Raw genomic sequence first — 14,798 nt, forward strand, 5'->3', positions numbered from 1 at the left:
CACCGCCCGGGTCACGCTCGCTTCGTGAAGGCGGAACGCGCCCACAGGTAGCCGACGAGGGCGATCGCCACGCACCAGGTGACGGCGACGGCCGCGTCGGTGGTGTCGGGTGCGCTGTCGAGCAGCCCGCGCACGGTCTCGATGATCGGCGTGAAGGGTTGGTACTCGGCGAACTGCCGCAGGCCCGGGCCCATCTTCTCCGCCGGGACGATGGCGCTGCTGAAGAACGGCAGCATGACCAGCGGCACGGCGGCCATGCCCGCTGTCTCCGGCGACTTCGCCGACAGTCCCAGCGCGACCGTGAACCAACCCGCCGCGAACGCGAGCAGAACGACGACGCCACCCACGGCGAGCCAGTCGGTCAGACTCGCCTCCGGGCTGAACCCCAGCAGGAAGGCCACTCCGACGAGCGCCGCGATGGCGATCACGTTGGTCAGCACGCTGGTGATGACGTGGCCGGTCAGCACCGCGCCGCGGGAGATGTCCATGGCCTTGAACCGGTTGATGATGCCCTTGGTCATGTCGGAGTTCACCGCCGTCGCGGTGGCTCCCAGGCCGTAGCAGACGGCCAGCAGGATCAGGCCCGGCGTCGCGTAGTCGATGTAGTCCACGCCGACGCTGAAGGCGTCACCGAACATGTACACGAACATCAGCATGATGATGATCGGCATCAGGACGGCGTTGAACACCGAGGTCGGGTTCCGGGTGAGGTGTTTGAGGTTGCGGCGCAGCATGACCAGCGAATGGGACTGGGCGCTCATTTCGTGTCGACCTCCGTGGCGTGGCCGGTCAGGGCGAGGAAAACGTCGTCGAGGTCCGGGGTGCGCACGGAGCACTCCTCGGCGCTGAGGGAGTGCTCGTCGAGCCGGTCCAGCAGGGCCCGCAGTGACTTCGTGCCGCCGTCGGCGGGCACCCGCAGGGCCAGCGCGTCGTCGTCTCGGGTGGCCTCGGGGAAAATCCCCGCGGCGGCGTAGAGTTCGGCGGCGGTGGAGAACCGCAGCCGTACGTGTGTTCCGGGGATGAGGCGCTTGAGCTCTTCCGGCGTGCCCTGGGCGACCAGGCGGCCCTGGTCGAGCACCGCGAGGCGGTCGGCGAGTTGGTCGGCCTCCTCCAGGTACTGCGTGGTGAGGAAGATGGTCGCGCCGTCGTCGACCAGGTCACGCACGATCGACCACATGGTGCGGCGGCTGCGCGGGTCCAGGCCCGTCGTCGGCTCGTCGAGGAAGATGATCCGCGGATTGTCGACCAGCGTCATCGCCAGGTCGAGCTTGCGGCGCATGCCCCCGGAGTAGGTGGAGGTCGGCTTGTCCGCCGAGGCGGTCAGCTCGAACCGGTCCAGCAGGTCCGCGACGATCCGCTCGCCGTCGCCGGCGACCCCGCGGTTGAGGTCCACCATGAGCTGGAGGTTCTCGCGTCCGGTCAGCAGCTCGTCGACGGCCGCGAACTGGCCGGTGACGCCGATGGCCGCGCGGACCGCCCTGGCGTCGGTGGCAAGGTCGTGGCCGGCGACCCGCACCGCGCCGCCGTCGGCCTGCACCAGCGTGGTCAGCACGTTCACCGTCGTCGTCTTGCCCGCGCCGTTGGGGCCGAGCAGACAGAACACCGTGCCGGCGTGGACGTCGAAGTCGACGCCGTCGAGGACGATCTTGTCCTTGTACGCCTTGCGCAGGCCGGAGACCGAGATCGCCGGGGTCGTCACGTGGTCACCTCCGAGGTGGCCTCGGCGGCGTCGAGCGCCGCGATGATCTTGTTGGTCATGTCGGCGACGGTGGGACCGGGTGCGCCCTGCCGGGTACGGACGGCCGCGTCGAGGGCGACGACGACAGTGCGGCGGAAGTTGTCGGCCTCGGCCGGCGCCTGCTCGGCGAGCAGGCGCATCGCCTCGGTCAGGGCGGGCAGAACGCGGTCGGCGATCTCGGCCACCGACCTGCCGCCCAGGTCGATACCCCTGGACTTCTCCGCGAGCACGTGCCCGACCAGGCCGGTTGCCGAGGCCAGGGCGATGGACCCATCGGTGGCGATCTTGTGGGGTGAGCCGCCGGCGGCTCCGGCGGCCGACAGCAGCGTGACCGCACCGTACGCGGCCGTACGAAGCGTGAGTTTGTCCTGGGTGGAAAGGTTGACGGACACGGTGGTGAGCTCCTTGATGTTGACGTTGACGTGGGCAGGTGGCGACCGCCGGGTGGCGGCCCCGGATCACCGGGCGGGTCTCGGCTCCCGCCCGGGGCGGCCCACGTCCGGGGGGGCGGACAGGATCTTTCATGACAAACCTCTCTTTATCGGGCACGGGTCGGCCCGGACGTGCCTCTGGATCGGAGTCAGGGCCGCCGGTTACGGCAGGGTGAGTTCGTAGCGGAGATGCCGCCCGAGAGGGCGGAAGCCCAGGTGTCGACGCAGGGCGACCAGGTCGGAGTCCTCGTCGGCGGTGCGGGTCTCGATCTCCTCGACGTGTGGATGGATCTCGCGTAGTCGGGTGAGCAGAGCGGCGTTGACCCACAGCCCCAGCCGCCGTCCGCGATGACCGACGAGCACGGCAGGGCCGTACTGGCGAGCGCGACGCTGCGACGGTGCTCCCGTCATTGCCGCTACATAGGCGACCACGCCGCCGTCCGCCTCGGCGGTGCTCACCACCGCGTCACCCGGTCGGCTCGGATACCGGAGTAGTTGCTCGACGCTGTTCGCGCTAGTCGGGTCCCCGGTCCAGTGACGCAGTCGGTATCCGGGGTGCTCGACATCGACCAACTCACCCAGCCAGGCATGGTGGACGTCGCAGTAGGTGAGCAGATCATGGCTCCCGGATCCGGTGCGCCGAAATCCGTGCCGCTCGCAGAACGACTGCGCGGCGGAATCCGGGGCGGTCTCCACCATCAGCCGCCGTCCCACGGCGTGTGCACCGACGGCGGCAAGCAGCCGCGATCCGATCCCCCGTCGACGCCACTGCGGCTGCACACACAGGTTCAGCGCAAGGGTGCCCGGCTGCGGGGCGGTCGGCGGTGGCAGTTCGTACTCGAACGGCATGACCGGACGTAGATCGGCGACCCCGGCCACCGAACCGGGCGACGTCACAGCGTGCCAGCGTGGGGTCCCGAGATGATCCGGCGCCGCCACGATGTCGATCACGCTTTCGCTCATGCGTCCACCATCGCCCGGCCGCCCCGGCCGAACAACGCAGAAGATCGCATCGCCGTATTAGCCAGCGGTGATCGATTGACCAGGGACCCCGCGACGGCCGGTGGTCCGAGCCACGCTCGTGCGGCTCGCTCTCGTCGCGGCCGTAGACTGCCCAGTTCGAGGCCGCGATGATCGGAGATAGGGCCATCTGGTGGAACTGCGCGATATCGAGATCTTTTTGACGCTGGCCGAAGAGCTTCACTTCGGTCGCACGGCCGAGCGTCTGCACGTGTCCCAATCGCGGGTCAGCCAGTCGATCAAACAGCAGGAACGCCGGATCGGCGGGGGCCTGTTCGAGCGCACGAGCCGCGCCGTTCGGCTCACCCCGCTCGGCGAGCGGCTGCGCGACCGCCTCCGCGCCGGCTACAGCGAGATCATCTCCGGCATCGAGGAGGCCGCCGCCACCGCACGCGGCCAGGCCGGCACGCTGACCATCGGCACCATGGGCACGCACTACCAGTCGGTCGAGGCCGTCCTCGACCTGTTCCGGCAGCGGCACCCGCAGTGCGAGCTGCGCCTGCGCGAAATCCTGCCGACCGACCCGCTCGGGCCGCTGCGGGCCGGTTCGGTCGACATCGGGATTCTCTGGCTGCCCATCCGCGAGCCCGACCTCACGGTCGGGCCGGTCCTGCACCGCGAGGAACTGGTGCTGGCGGTGGCCGCCGGTCATCCGCTGGCCGGCCGGGGCAGCGTCGAGTTGGAGGATCTCGGCGATCACCCGGTGGTCTACCCCGAGGGACCCATTCCCGACTACGTGTGGGAGGCGCACACCCCGTCCACCACCCCGGCCGGGCGGCCCGTCCGGCGCGGACTGGGCATCGTCACCCTCGAGGAGGCCTTCCAAGCGATCGCCGGCGGCAGCGTCGTGTCCCCGATCGGATCGGACGTGGGAACTACCCGGCAACGAGGCGACATCACCTTCCTGCCCATCACCGACGGACCGGTGCTGCACTACGCGCCGGTGTGGCGCAACGACGGAGAGAACGCCCTGGTACGCGCCTTCGTCCAGGCCGCCACGGAGGCACAGCGAACGACGTAGCCGGGCCGGGCGCCGTTCAGTCGATCTTCACCGAATCGGCGATCGCGTCGGCGACCGCTGGATCTTCGGTGACCGCGATGACCACGACGCGCCGATCCACCACCACGACCCGGCGCGCCCGGCCGTCGGGCAGCACGTCTGCGCCTCGGTGCACGACGTGGCCGACGGTCTGGTGCTCTTCCGTCGCGATCGCTGCGGCGGAGTCGAGGGCGAGATCCGCAGAGAGCCTTATCTCCGCGTAGTCGACCCGAGGCGTCGGCGTCAGCGCACAGCCCGCGACCGCCTCGACGTCCACGACGTACGTGTCCCGAACCGGCGTACCACAATCGATGGCGTTGCGTGACCAACCGGCCGGAACCTCGATCCGTACGCCCTCGCTCGCGACCTCCTGCACGCCCGAGGGCTGGCTCCCGCGAGCGGTTGTCAGTGCCCAGGTGACCAGGAACAACACTGCCGTCGCCGCGAGGGCGACCAGCACGATCCATGGACGACTGCGCAGGTTGACGCCGACACTCATCGCCGACTCCTTCTCGGCTGACCATCTGCACCGTCGACATTGGGCGGTTCCGCCGAAGCCACCCGAACCGCCTGATGCCGGCTGGCTGGTTGTGCTACGCCAGCAGAGTCTCCCGCATCCGGGCGCCCAGGTTGATGCCGCCGATCACGTGATGGCCGGTTGGATCGTGGACGGCGAGGGTGTTGTTGCGGCGCATCACCTCGCGGACCGGAGGCGGCAGCCGGGGCGGGTCGTCGATGGCCGCGAGCACCTGACCGGCGGTCGAGATCAGTCGGTCGGCCAGGGCTGCGGCATCGGTGTCCACCCGTACCTGGTGGTACTCGCAGCCGACGACGGTGAGGTCGAGCAACTCGAACACGCGGGCCAGGAGCAGGTCCGGGTCGGTCACCCGGCCGAGCCGTGGCGCGCGGCCGCCGACCACCGCGACGGCGGCGGTCACCTGCGCGTACGGGTGGAGGCCACCCGGCAGCGCGAACAGTGGCCACCGCAGCGCCGGTCCGGCCTCCTTCCACAGCGGCCGGTAGTTCCGGCGATGCACCGAGAGTCGCCGGCCCGTGCGTCGGTGCACGTCGTGGGCCTGGGCCTGCAGGTCCGCGTGAGCCTCGTCGGCGGCCTCGCACACCATCCGGGCGGCCACCGCCAGGCCGTCGTCGTCGCCGAGCATTCGGGTGATCGCTTCGACCTGTTCCGGAAACCGGACCGGCGAGCCGGCGCCGTACCGGTGCCGGACATCCCGCAGCAGTTCCTGCTGCCGCCCTGGATCGAGCTGGACCCGCTTGCTACCCAGCAACCGCCGGAGCCAACGCATCTCGCCTCGTTTCAGCCGCCGCAGAACGCAGCAATGCTAGTGCGCCGGACGCCGCCTGCACCTCGTGGGGTGCGGAGCTGGCTCGCCCTGCCCGCGGTAACGAGCCGTAACTGCCCGACGAGGTGGTGCGAAGGGCGCGAGCTGCGCGTCCGGGGCTGCTCTTTCCACCCTCGGTCAGTACTTGCTCTCGGCGGACGGGCCCTGACGAGGTCCGTAGGGCGCCGTCTCCAGCCACCGGCCGAGCGCCGGGACCACCGGTGCCAGGGTGGCGCAGCAGCGCTGCCGGATCCGCATCGCCCGCCCCGGCCGCAGGTGACGCAGCGCGGCCCCGGCCGCGTCCCGGTTGTAGCGGGCCGCCGCGTGCGTCGCGCGGCGTACCTGGGCACCGCCGTCGGATCGGCGTCCGCCGCCGCGACCGCCTCGGCCGCAGCGACGGCGTCGGCTATCCCGCTGTTCATCCCGCGGGCGCCGAACGGTGGGAACAGGTGCGCCGCCTCCCCCGCGAGCAGCACCCGGTGGTGCCCGTCGGTGAGCCGGTCGGCCACCACCTGGTGAAACTGGTACCGGGCGACCCACAGGATCCGATCCCGGTACCGCTCCGGCACCACGGCGGGCAGCCAGCGCCGCGCCGCCTCGACGCTGTCGAAGGTCTCCGGGGCGTCGGTGTCGCGGCACTGGAGGTCGATCTGCCAGCCGCCGGCGAAGGGCACCTGAAGCACGGTACGACCGTCGAGGGCCGGATGTTCGTAGCGGAAGATCCGGCGCGGCGGCATCGGCCGGTTCGGATCTTCGGCCAGGTCGACGACGACGTGGAAGCCGCGCGGTCGGGGGCCGTGCAGCCGCACCCCGAGCGAGCGGCGGACCGCCGAGCGGGCACCGTCGGCGGCGATGACGTACCCGCTGCTCCACCGCCGACCGTCCCCGGTTTCCAGCGTGACCGCCTCCGGCCCGGTCGAGACCGTGGTCACCCCGGTGCCCCACTCGAACCGGACCCCGGCCCGCTCGCAGGCCGCCAGGAGCAGGCGTTCCGTCTCCACCTGACGCAGGCTGGCGAACGGGGGCAGCCCGCCGGAGTGCGGCGGATAGCTACGGGAGTAGACCAACCGCCCCCGGTAGTAGGTCTCGCGGGTCGGCCAGACCACGGCCCGGTGGGCGATCTCCTCGGCGAGTTCCGGGTTGAGCCCGGCGAGCAGCCGCAACGTCCGGTTGTGCACGAACAGGGCGCGGCTGCCCGGGCGGACACGGTCCACCGGCTCCGCTTCCAGCACCGTGGCCGGCAGACCCGCCGCCCGCAGCGCCAGGGCGGCCGTGAGGCCGGTCGGACCGGCGCCTACCACGATCATCGGCCACGCTCCGCGCTGGTGGAGCCGGGCTGCGCGCCGGTGAGTTCGCGGATCCGCTCCCGCAGCCGCCGTTTGTCCACCTTGCCCACCGCGGTATGCGGAAACGACTCGACCACCTCCAACCGGTCCGGCAGCTTGTACGCCGCCAGCCCTCGGTCCCGCAGGAACGCCACCATCTCCGCCAGGCCGGGCGCCGCACCACGTGGTCCTGGCACCACGAAGGCGCAGGTCCGCTCGCCGATCAGCGGGTCCGGCATGGCGACCACGGCGCACTCCCGCACGGCCGGATGAGCCAGCAGATGGTCCTCCACCTCGTCCGCGGCCACCTTGTCGCCACCCCGGTTGATCTGGTCCTTCACCCGGCCCTCCACCACCAGGTGCCCGCTGGGCAGCAGCCGGACCAGGTCGCCGGTGCGGAAGAACCCGTCGGAGGTGAAGGCGCTGGCGTTGTGTTCCTCCGCCCGGTAGTAGCCGCGCGGGGTGTACGGCCCCCGGGTGAGCAGCTCCCCCACCTCGCCGTCGGGCACCGCGGCACCGCTGGCGTCGACGACCCGGATCTCGTCGTCGGGAGAGAGCGGCCGGCCCTGGGTGGTGGCCACGGTCTCCGGCGGATCGTCCAGGGCGGTCTGGCAGAGCAGCCCTTCGGCCATGCCGAACGACTGCTGCACCTTGCAGCCGAGGGCCGGGCCGAACCGCCGGGCGGCGTCGGCACCGAACTTCGCGCCGCCCACCTGGACCAGCCGCAGGCTGGACAGATCCGCCCCCGCGATCCCGGCCATCTCCAGCCAGAGCAGGGCCAGCGGCGGGACCAGCCCGGTCACCGTCACCCGCTCCCGCTCGATCAGCGGGAAGACATCCTCGACGCTCGGCGTCGGAGCGAGCACCACCCGACCGCCGACGTGCAGGGTACCGAGCACGCCCGGGCAGGCCAGCGCGTAGTTGTGCCCGATCGGCAGCACCGCCAGGTAGCTGTCGGCGGCGGTCAGGCCGGCGTTCTCGGCGCTGATCCGAAGGTTGTAGCCGTAGTCCTGGTGGGTTCGGGGAATCAGCTTCGGCAGGCCGGTCGTCCCGCCGGAGAGCAGGAAGAGCGCCACGTCCGCCGGATCCGGGGCGGGCAGCGGCTCGGGCTCGGCGTCCACCGTGTCGAGGGCCACGAACTCCGCCGGCTCACCCACGACGAAGACGTGCTCCGGCCCGGTCACCCGACGGGCGAGTTCGCGGTGGTCGAAGCCGAGGTAGTTGTCCGGAATCACCAGCGCGGTCGCGTCACTCATGGCGCAGAGGTGGGCGAGTTCGCTCTCCCGGTGGGCGGGCAGCGCGAAGACCGGGAGCGCGCCAAGCCGGAACAGGGCATGGCACAGCGTCACGAAATCGATCACGTTGGGCAGTTGGATCACGACCCGGTCCCCGGGGGACAGGCCGGCCCGGCGCAGGCCCGCGGCCAGCCGGTCGGCCCGCCGGTCCAGCTCCCCGTAGGTCATCCGGCGGGCCGGCTCGACAAGTGCGACCCGGTCGGCGTCGGCCCTGGCCAGGGTCCGCAGCCTGGTGCCGAGCGGCTCCGGCCGCCAGTAGCCCCGCTCGGTGTACCGCCGGGCGAACTCCGGCGGCCAAGGTACGCACCCGGCCAGCATGTTCAGCTCCCCCCGGTCGTGGAGACGTGCCGGTCCAGCCAGTCGACAAGCGGTCCCAGCGCGTCCCAGCCGTCCCGGACGAGGCGTACCGCTGCCTCGCCGTCGATCCCGTCCGACACCCGGTGCACCCGGTCGGCGGCCAGCGACCGGTACCGCAGCAGCTCCACCCGGGGATGATCGGCCGGGCAGTCGCGCGGTTTGGTCTTGAGCCGTTCCCCGATCAGGTTCCAGTCGTCGGCGGTGAGTTCGTCGACGATCCGCTGCAACGCGGCGCCGGAGCGGCCGTCGTCAACCGCCTCGCGGTAGCGCTCGACCTGTTCGGAGGAGAGGCCGTGGTAACCGCCGCCCAGCCGCAGCCCTTCGGCGTCGAGCTGCAGGTAGTAACCGACGCTGTCGGCCGAGCCGGCGGTCAGTCCTTGGTACGTCTTGTACGGCGACTTGTCCTTCGCGAACCGGACGTCGCGCTGCGGTCGCCACACCTTGACCGCGCCGTACTTCTCTCCGAGTTCGGCGGCGAGCGCCTCCATCGGCTCACGAACGCACGAGTCGTACGTGTCCTTGTGCCGGTGCCAGTGGTCGCGGGTGTTGTGCTTCTCCAGGTCCTGGTAGAAGCGGAACGCCTCGGCCGGGAAGCCGTCGAACGTCTTGACGTCCGCGCTGCCCTGCTGTCGTCTGCTCATCGCTGGTTCACCTCCGTCGGGTCAGGCCCGCGAAATGGGCCACGAGTTCGTTTGCCTGTTTCCGGTTGAGCCGCGGGTCGCAGGCGCTTGTGTACCGGGGCTGCGCGACCCGCGCCGGTGACACCGGCGTGTCGGCCGGTGCGGCGACGCACTCGGTCACGTCTTCCGGGGTCACCTCCAGGTGCAGCCCGGCCGGGTGCAGCCGGTGGGCGGCGAGGATCCGGACGAAGGCGGTCACCTCGTCGTGGATCGCCTCCACCGGCCGGGTCTTCCCGCCGGTACGCAGCCGGTACGTGTTGCCGTGCATCGGGTCGCACAGCCACACCACCGGTACCCCGTGCCGGCGGACCGCCAGCACCACCTCCGGCAGGATGCGCCGGATCCGCTGTGAGCCGAGCCGGACGATGAACGACACCTTGCCGGGTCGACCCTGCGGGTTCAGTACCCGGCTCAGTCGGACCGCCTCGGCGGCGGTGATGGAAGGTCCGATCTTGACACCGACCGGGTTGCTCAGCTCCGCCGCCCAGCGCACGTGCCAGCCGTGCGGTGCCCGGGTCCGGTCGCCGATCCACAGCAGATGCCCGGAGGAGGCGTACCGACCGGCCCTTCCGGGTCGCTCCAGCGCGGTCTCGTAGTCGCGTAGCAGCGCTTCGTGCGAGGTGAAGACCGGGGCGGACATCTGACCCACGGCACCGGCCGGGTCCGGCCACTCCACGTCGGGCACGGCCCGTCGCCGGAGCTGGCGCAGCACGACTGCGGCGCAGTCGTACCCGGTCAGCATCCGGTTCGGATCCGGGGTACGGGCCACCCGGTTCGCCTCCGGCCGGTTGACCAGGTCCCCCCGGTACGCGGGCAGCACCGTACCGTCGGGCAGCCGCTCCCACGCCGACGAACGTGGTTTCGCGTACTGACCGGCGATCCGCCCGACCGGCACCACCGGCAGCCCGGAGCCTCGGTGCAGCAGCGCGGCGAGACTGGTCAACTGGTTCAGCCGGGCGGCGATCGGCTCCGGGGCGGCCTCGGTGAACCGTTCCGCGCAGTCGCCGGCCTGCAACACCAACGCCTCGCCCCGGGCCGCCCGGTCGAGCCGGGCGGCGAGGATCTCGCACTCCGCTTCGGGGACCAGGCCGGACCGGCTGGCGAGGATCTCCCGGACGTTCGCCACCACCGCCGGATCCGGCCACTGCGGCTGTTGCAGCGCCTCCGGCTCGACGAGGGATCCGGTCACGGCGCGATCCGTTCGCCGGCCCAGCCGTCCCCGGTGTGCCGGTACCGCAGCCGATCCGGCGCACCGGCCGGGCCGCCCTGCCAGAACTCGATCTGCTCCGGTAGCAGCCGTAGCCCGCCCCACTGCGTGGGCCGAGGTATCTCCTGCCCCGCGAAGCGCCGCTCGGTGGCCACGATCCGGTCGGTCAGCGACTCGTCGAGCACCGACCGTTGGTCGGTCGACCAGGCCAGCAGTTGCACCGGCCGGGGAAGCCGGGTGTAGTACTCGTCGCTGGCCAGCGGGTCCAGCCGCTCCACCGGCCCGTTGACCCGGACCTGCCGGGATGTCTCCAGCCAGCCGAAGCAGAGTTCGGCGTACGGGGAGACGGCGAGATCGGTCGCCTTTCGGCTGCGGTAGCTGGTGAAGAAGACGAAGCCGGTGTCGACGTAGGCCAGGTCGACGTACCGTGCCGTGGGGCGTCCATCCGGCCCGACCGTGGCCAGCACCACGGCTGCCGGGTCGGTGGGACATCGGGCGACCCAATCCGCGCGCCAGTCCTGGAACCGTCGCAGCGGGTCGGCTCCGATCCACTGGGGATTCTCCGCCTGTTGCCTGGGTACTCGCCGTTCGACTCGCACCGTACCGTCCTCCTGTGTTTATGCTCCCGGTACCGGAAAGGGGGCAGATACTTGGATTCCCGGAATCAAGACCTGGTCCTGCGCCTGCGGGACCGGCATCAGGACATCGTCGAGCCCCAGACCTTCGAACTGCTGGGGCAGGAATGGGATCTCCTTCCCGGGGTCTACGCGCCACACCTGACCCCCTCCGCCGCCCTGTACGCCGAATGGCTCAGTTACCCCACCGGCGGATCGTTCTGTGAAATGGGCTGCGGTACCGGCTATCTCTCCGTCATCGCCGCGCAGCGCGGCTGCGCGTCGGTCACCGCGCTCGACATCAGTGCCGCGGCCGTGGAGAACACCCGGCGCAACGCCGAGCGACACGGCGTGGCCGACCGGGTGACCGCGCGGTGCGGCGACATGTTCCAACCGCTGGCCGAGGACGAACGCTTCGACCTGATCTTCTGGAACTCCAACTTCGTCGGTACCTCCCCCGGTGAGTCGCCGGACGACCAGCTGGACCGGGCCTTCTTCGACCCGGGGTACGCGGCCCACACGGCGTTTCTGGGTACCGTCGGGCGGCACCTGGCCCCCGGCGGCCGGGTGATGCTCGGCTTCGCCGACCTGGGTGATCCGGCGATGCTCGGCCGGATCGCCGCCGAACACGGCTGGCGGCCGGTGACCCGCCGGTGTGCCGTCGGCGAGTACCCGGACGGCGAACTGCGGTACGAGCTGATCGAGCTGCTCCACTCGTGAGACCGCCGGCGCTGAGCCACCCGTCCGCACGGGTGGCTCGGCGCGGTCGGCGGTCATCGCCGGCTGAGCCGCAGCGCCAACGGACCCAGCAGCAGCGTGGCACCGAGCACCCAGGCCAGGGTCTGCAGCACCGGCACCAGGACCGGCCCTCCCGAGGAGAGACCGACCAGCGCGGCGTGCGCGCAGCTCAACGGATTGGCCCGGATCACCGGCTGGGCCCACCCCGGGAAGGCCGACAACGGCACCAGGCAGGTGGAGACCAGCAGGAGCAGGGTGACCGGCGCGTTCAGGGCACTCGCCGCCGCCTCCGCGCTGCGGGCGGTCAGGGCCACCACCAGGGCCAACCAGAGAAAGATCAGCGCGAACAGCAGCACCACCAGCAGGAAGCCGACAGCCGCCGCAACGCCCTGTTCGAACCGGAACCCGAGGAGGTAGCCCACCGCGACGGTCACCACGGTGACCAGCACGAACTTGACCACGTCGCCGGCTATCCGGCCGAGCAGTGGGGACATCCGAGCGATCGGCATGGTCCGCAGCCGCCCCTGGAACCCGCCGTGCACGTCGGCGTGGAAACCGACGGCCGTGCCCACGCAGCTGTAGGCGACGCTGAACAGCACGATCCCCGGGGCCAGCCGCGCGATGTACGGCTCGTCGGTCGCCCCACCGACCACCTCGCCGAACATCACCAGCAGCAACACCAGCAGGATCAGCGGAAAGGTGATGGCGTCACCGAGCAGCCGTGGGCTGCGCAGGAACCGGCGCAGGTTCCGTCCGGCCAGGACCGACGCTTCGTACCCGACACTCATCGAGCCCTCCTGAATGCGCGCGCGGCGGCCCACGAGAAGATCACCAGCAGCCCCGCCAGCCAGGCGACCGCCGGCCAGACCTTGCCCCAGGACGGCGTCGTCGAGGCGAGCGACCGCAGGGCCTCGATGACCACCGAGACCGGGGAGTACCTGATCACCGGCTCCAGCCAACCGGGGAAGGCGTCGGCCGGCACGAACGCGGTGGAGAGCATGATCAGGGCCAGGTACGGCAGGTTGAGCGTCGCCGCCACGGCCTCCGGATCGGTCGAGGAGAGGCCCACCGCGGTCGTCGCCGCGGTCAGGGTCAACGCGAACGCCACCGCGAGCAGCACGAAGCCGAGTACGGCCAGGGCTCCACCCTGGAACCGGAACCCCGCGACGTACCCGGTGGCACTGATCACCACCACCGCGAGTACCGCCCAGACCGCGTCCGAGGCGAGCCGGCCGACCACCACCGCCGCCCGGTTGACCGGCATCGACAGGCATCGGGTGAGCATCCCCGAGGCCCGGTCGGCGGCGGAGGCGGCGCCCGACGTGTTCGCCACCGTGAACATCCACTGCGCGACGATCGCCGGCGGCAGGAACTGGGCGTAGTCCAGCCCACGCTCGGCGAAGAGCCGGCCGAAGAGCAGCAGGAACCCGAAGACGAAGATCACCGGGAACACGCCGAACACGACAAGCATCTCGGCGTTGGCCCGCTGCCGCAGGTTCCGGCCGGCGAGTGCGGAGCCCTGGGCGGCCAGGTTTCCGATGCCGTGCTCGGTGCCGGTCGCCGCCGTCATACCCCGGACCTCTCCGCGTTCGGCCGCTGCGTCCCGTCCGAGGTGAAGGCGAAGAAGACCTCGTCCATCGTGGGTTTGCGCAGGGCCACGTTCTCGGCCTCGATACCCGCCTCCTCCAGCAGCCGGACCACGTCGGCCAGCGTCCGGGCACGAGGCGCCGGCACGACGAGCGCGCCGCCCCGCTCGGCGACCTCGCCCAGACCGGAACGGAGTGCGGCGGCGGCAGCCTCCTTCTCGGGAACGGGGACCTCGATCTCGCACACCTGGCCGCCGACCCGCTCCTTGAGTTCGTCGGTGGTCCCCTCGGCGATCACCTGCCCGTCGTCCAGCACCACCACCCGATCGGCCAGCCGGTCGATCTCTTCGAGGTACTGAGAGGTCAGCAGGACCGTGCTGCCACCGTCGCGGAGCTGGCGGATGAGCTGCCACATCTCCTCCCGGCTACGCGGGTCGAGCCCGGTGGTGGGCTCGTCGAGGAAGAGCACCGGCCGCTCGACCACCAGACTGGCGGCCAGGTCCAGGCGACGGCGCATCCCTCCCGAGTAGCTCTTGACCGGCTTGTCGGCCGCCTCGGTCAGGTGAAACCGGTCGAGGAGTTCCTCGGCGCGCTGGCGGGCCCCGGTCCGGCCGAGCCGGAGCAGGCGGCCGAACAGGACGAGGTTCTCCCGTCCGCTCAGCACCTCGTCGAGGGCGGCGAACTGGCCGGTCAGGGCGATCGACTCGCGGACCTGCCGGGGCTGTGCCACCACGTCGTGGCCGGCGACGGCCGCCCGGCCGCCGTCCGGCTCGACAAGCGTGGTGAGGCAGTTGATGACCGTGGTCTTGCCGGCTCCGTTCGAGCCGAGCAGGCCGAGCAGGGTTCCGCCGGGCACCGTGAAGGAGATGTCCGCCACGGCGACCTTGTCGCCGAACTCCTTGCGGAGGTGTTCGACCTCGATGCCGGGTTGTGTCACCGCTTCGTCCTCTCCGGGGCCGCCGGCCAGCGCGGGGGCCGGCACCGTCGTTGGTCTCAGCTCTCCTGGTTGGACATCGGCGTCTGCTGGTGGAACAGCAGCTTCCAGCCGTCCGCCTGGCGCTGCCAGAGGCTGGACATGTAGAGCCGGAAGGTGCCTCGGCCGCTCACCTCGGCGATCGCCCGATAGGTGATCACGGCGGTGTCGTCACTGACCGGCACGATCCGCTGCTCGTCGAGGGTGAAGCCGGTGAACGGCGAGGTGTTCCCGTCGATCTCGGCGACCAGGTCGTCACCGGTGGAGATCCCGTCGTGCTCCACCACGAGGGTCTGCTCGGTGACCAGTTGGCGATAGAAGTCGCCGTTGGCCGACGAGATCGCCCGCCACCCCTCCTGCTCCAGGGCGAAGAGTTCCTTCTCCAGATCCTGAGTGATCGTTGTCATGATTTATCCTTTCGATAGTGTTTCCTGGTCTATTTCACCGAAAGT

Annotated in this window: 17 protein-coding genes; 2 read left to right on the plus strand and 15 right to left on the minus strand. The window is 71.0% G+C overall.

What is annotated here, in order from left to right; translation table 11 throughout:
- Nucleotides 1–11 precede the first annotated feature (11 nt).
- From ENC19_RS07110 to ENC19_RS07125, 4 genes are all read right to left on the minus strand, one after another.
- Nucleotides 12–761 carry an ABC transporter permease gene (locus tag ENC19_RS07110; RefSeq protein WP_164446313.1) on the minus strand — a complete coding sequence of 250 codons (750 nt, stop codon included), beginning with the start codon at nt 759–761 and terminating at the stop codon, nt 12–14.
- Nucleotides 758–1,699 (minus strand): ATP-binding cassette domain-containing protein, encoded by a 942-nt coding sequence (locus tag ENC19_RS07115; protein WP_164446314.1) that lies wholly within the window; start codon nt 1,697–1,699, stop codon nt 758–760. Before ENC19_RS07115 ends, ENC19_RS07110 begins: the two co-directional genes overlap by 4 nt.
- Complete coding sequence (locus ENC19_RS07120) at nt 1,696–2,130, minus strand: hypothetical protein (protein WP_164446315.1); 435 nt, start codon at nt 2,128–2,130, stop codon at nt 1,696–1,698. Before ENC19_RS07120 ends, ENC19_RS07115 begins: the two co-directional genes overlap by 4 nt.
- Nucleotides 2,131–2,331: 201 nt before the next feature.
- The gene (locus ENC19_RS07125; protein ID WP_164446317.1) at nt 2,332–3,132 is read right to left on the minus strand and encodes a GNAT family N-acetyltransferase; all 801 of its coding nucleotides are present in this window, start codon (nt 3,130–3,132) and stop codon (nt 2,332–2,334) included.
- A 190-nt stretch (nt 3,133–3,322) separates the two neighbouring features.
- Here ENC19_RS07125 and ENC19_RS07130 point away from each other — a divergent pair, with 190 nt between their 5' ends.
- Complete coding sequence (locus ENC19_RS07130) at nt 3,323–4,210, plus strand: LysR family transcriptional regulator (RefSeq protein ID WP_216592702.1); 888 nt, start codon at nt 3,323–3,325, stop codon at nt 4,208–4,210.
- A 16-nt stretch (nt 4,211–4,226) separates the two neighbouring features.
- Here ENC19_RS07130 and ENC19_RS07135 read toward each other — a convergent pair whose 3' ends face one another.
- The 7 genes from ENC19_RS07135 to ENC19_RS07165 all read right to left on the minus strand — a co-directional run bounded on the left by ENC19_RS07135 (nt 4,227) and on the right by ENC19_RS07165 (nt 11,034).
- Nucleotides 4,227–4,727 (minus strand): hypothetical protein, encoded by a 501-nt coding sequence (locus ENC19_RS07135; RefSeq protein ID WP_164446318.1) that lies wholly within the window; start codon nt 4,725–4,727, stop codon nt 4,227–4,229.
- A 94-nt stretch (nt 4,728–4,821) separates the two neighbouring features.
- Nucleotides 4,822–5,535, minus strand: coding sequence for a hypothetical protein (locus ENC19_RS07140; RefSeq protein WP_164446319.1), 714 nt, complete (start codon nt 5,533–5,535; stop codon nt 4,822–4,824).
- An 11-nt stretch (nt 5,536–5,546) separates the two neighbouring features.
- Nucleotides 5,547–6,878 carry an FAD-dependent oxidoreductase gene (locus ENC19_RS07145; RefSeq protein ID WP_208020825.1) on the minus strand — a complete coding sequence of 444 codons (1,332 nt, stop codon included), beginning with the start codon at nt 6,876–6,878 and terminating at the stop codon, nt 5,547–5,549.
- Entirely contained in the window at nt 6,875–8,509 is a 1,635-nt protein-coding gene (locus tag ENC19_RS07150; RefSeq protein WP_164446321.1) for a (2,3-dihydroxybenzoyl)adenylate synthase, read from the minus strand. Before ENC19_RS07150 ends, ENC19_RS07145 begins: the two co-directional genes overlap by 4 nt.
- A gap of 2 nt (nt 8,510–8,511) precedes the next feature.
- Complete coding sequence (locus ENC19_RS07155; protein ID WP_164446322.1) at nt 8,512–9,189, minus strand: DUF2461 domain-containing protein; 678 nt, start codon at nt 9,187–9,189, stop codon at nt 8,512–8,514.
- A 7-nt stretch (nt 9,190–9,196) separates the two neighbouring features.
- On the minus strand, nt 9,197–10,417 hold the full coding sequence (locus ENC19_RS07160) for a 3-deoxy-7-phosphoheptulonate synthase (protein WP_309246215.1): 1,221 nt from the start codon (nt 10,415–10,417) through the stop codon (nt 9,197–9,199).
- Complete coding sequence (locus ENC19_RS07165; RefSeq protein WP_164446323.1) at nt 10,414–11,034, minus strand: pyridoxine/pyridoxamine 5'-phosphate oxidase; 621 nt, start codon at nt 11,032–11,034, stop codon at nt 10,414–10,416. The genes ENC19_RS07160 and ENC19_RS07165 overlap by 4 nt, the downstream gene beginning before the upstream one ends.
- 51 nt (nt 11,035–11,085) lie before the next feature.
- On the opposite strand from ENC19_RS07165, the gene ENC19_RS07170 reads away from it, so the two are divergent.
- Complete coding sequence (locus tag ENC19_RS07170) at nt 11,086–11,769, plus strand: methyltransferase domain-containing protein (RefSeq protein ID WP_164446324.1); 684 nt, start codon at nt 11,086–11,088, stop codon at nt 11,767–11,769.
- A gap of 53 nt (nt 11,770–11,822) precedes the next feature.
- Here the strand turns inward: ENC19_RS07170 and ENC19_RS07175 are convergent, their stop codons facing one another.
- Genes ENC19_RS07175 through ENC19_RS07190 form a run of 4 tightly spaced genes read right to left on the minus strand, consistent with a single transcriptional unit; the run spans nt 11,823 to nt 14,753 of the window.
- Nucleotides 11,823–12,575 carry an ABC transporter permease gene (locus ENC19_RS07175; RefSeq protein WP_164446326.1) on the minus strand — a complete coding sequence of 251 codons (753 nt, stop codon included), beginning with the start codon at nt 12,573–12,575 and terminating at the stop codon, nt 11,823–11,825.
- Nucleotides 12,572–13,357 (minus strand): ABC transporter permease, encoded by a 786-nt coding sequence (locus tag ENC19_RS07180; RefSeq protein WP_164446327.1) that lies wholly within the window; start codon nt 13,355–13,357, stop codon nt 12,572–12,574. Before ENC19_RS07180 ends, ENC19_RS07175 begins: the two co-directional genes overlap by 4 nt.
- Entirely contained in the window at nt 13,354–14,310 is a 957-nt protein-coding gene (locus ENC19_RS07185) for an ATP-binding cassette domain-containing protein (RefSeq protein ID WP_164446328.1), read from the minus strand. The genes ENC19_RS07180 and ENC19_RS07185 overlap by 4 nt, the downstream gene beginning before the upstream one ends.
- Nucleotides 14,311–14,366: 56 nt before the next feature.
- Entirely contained in the window at nt 14,367–14,753 is a 387-nt protein-coding gene (locus ENC19_RS07190; protein ID WP_164446329.1) for a nuclear transport factor 2 family protein, read from the minus strand.
- Nucleotides 14,754–14,798: the final 45 nt, after the last annotated feature.

The sequence above is a fragment of the Verrucosispora sioxanthis genome, from assembly GCF_010560025.1.
In the GTDB taxonomy this organism is placed as follows: Bacteria; Actinomycetota; Actinomycetes; order Mycobacteriales; family Micromonosporaceae; genus Micromonospora; species Micromonospora palythoicola.

Bases quoted from the DNA above. Each gene is read 5' to 3' on its own strand.
- ENC19_RS07110 (WP_164446313.1), bottom strand. From the start codon at position 761: ATGAGCGCCCAGTCCCATTCGCTGGTCATGCTGCGCCGCAACCTCAAA.
- ENC19_RS07140 (WP_164446319.1), bottom strand. From the start codon at position 5,535: ATGCGTTGGCTCCGGCGGTTGCTGGGTAGCAAGCGGGTCCAGCTCGAT.
- ENC19_RS07125 (WP_164446317.1), bottom strand. From the start codon at position 3,132: ATGAGCGAAAGCGTGATCGACATCGTGGCGGCGCCGGATCATCTCGGG.
- ENC19_RS07150 (WP_164446321.1), bottom strand. From the start codon at position 8,509: ATGCTGGCCGGGTGCGTACCTTGGCCGCCGGAGTTCGCCCGGCGGTAC.
- ENC19_RS07145 (WP_208020825.1), bottom strand. From the start codon at position 6,878: ATGATCGTGGTAGGCGCCGGTCCGACCGGCCTCACGGCCGCCCTGGCG.
- ENC19_RS07190 (WP_164446329.1), bottom strand. From the start codon at position 14,753: ATGACAACGATCACTCAGGATCTGGAGAAGGAACTCTTCGCCCTGGAG.
- ENC19_RS07135 (WP_164446318.1), bottom strand. From the start codon at position 4,727: ATGAGTGTCGGCGTCAACCTGCGCAGTCGTCCATGGATCGTGCTGGTC.
- ENC19_RS07175 (WP_164446326.1), bottom strand. From the start codon at position 12,575: ATGAGTGTCGGGTACGAAGCGTCGGTCCTGGCCGGACGGAACCTGCGC.
- ENC19_RS07155 (WP_164446322.1), bottom strand. From the start codon at position 9,189: ATGAGCAGACGACAGCAGGGCAGCGCGGACGTCAAGACGTTCGACGGC.
- ENC19_RS07180 (WP_164446327.1), bottom strand. From the start codon at position 13,357: ATGACGGCGGCGACCGGCACCGAGCACGGCATCGGAAACCTGGCCGCC.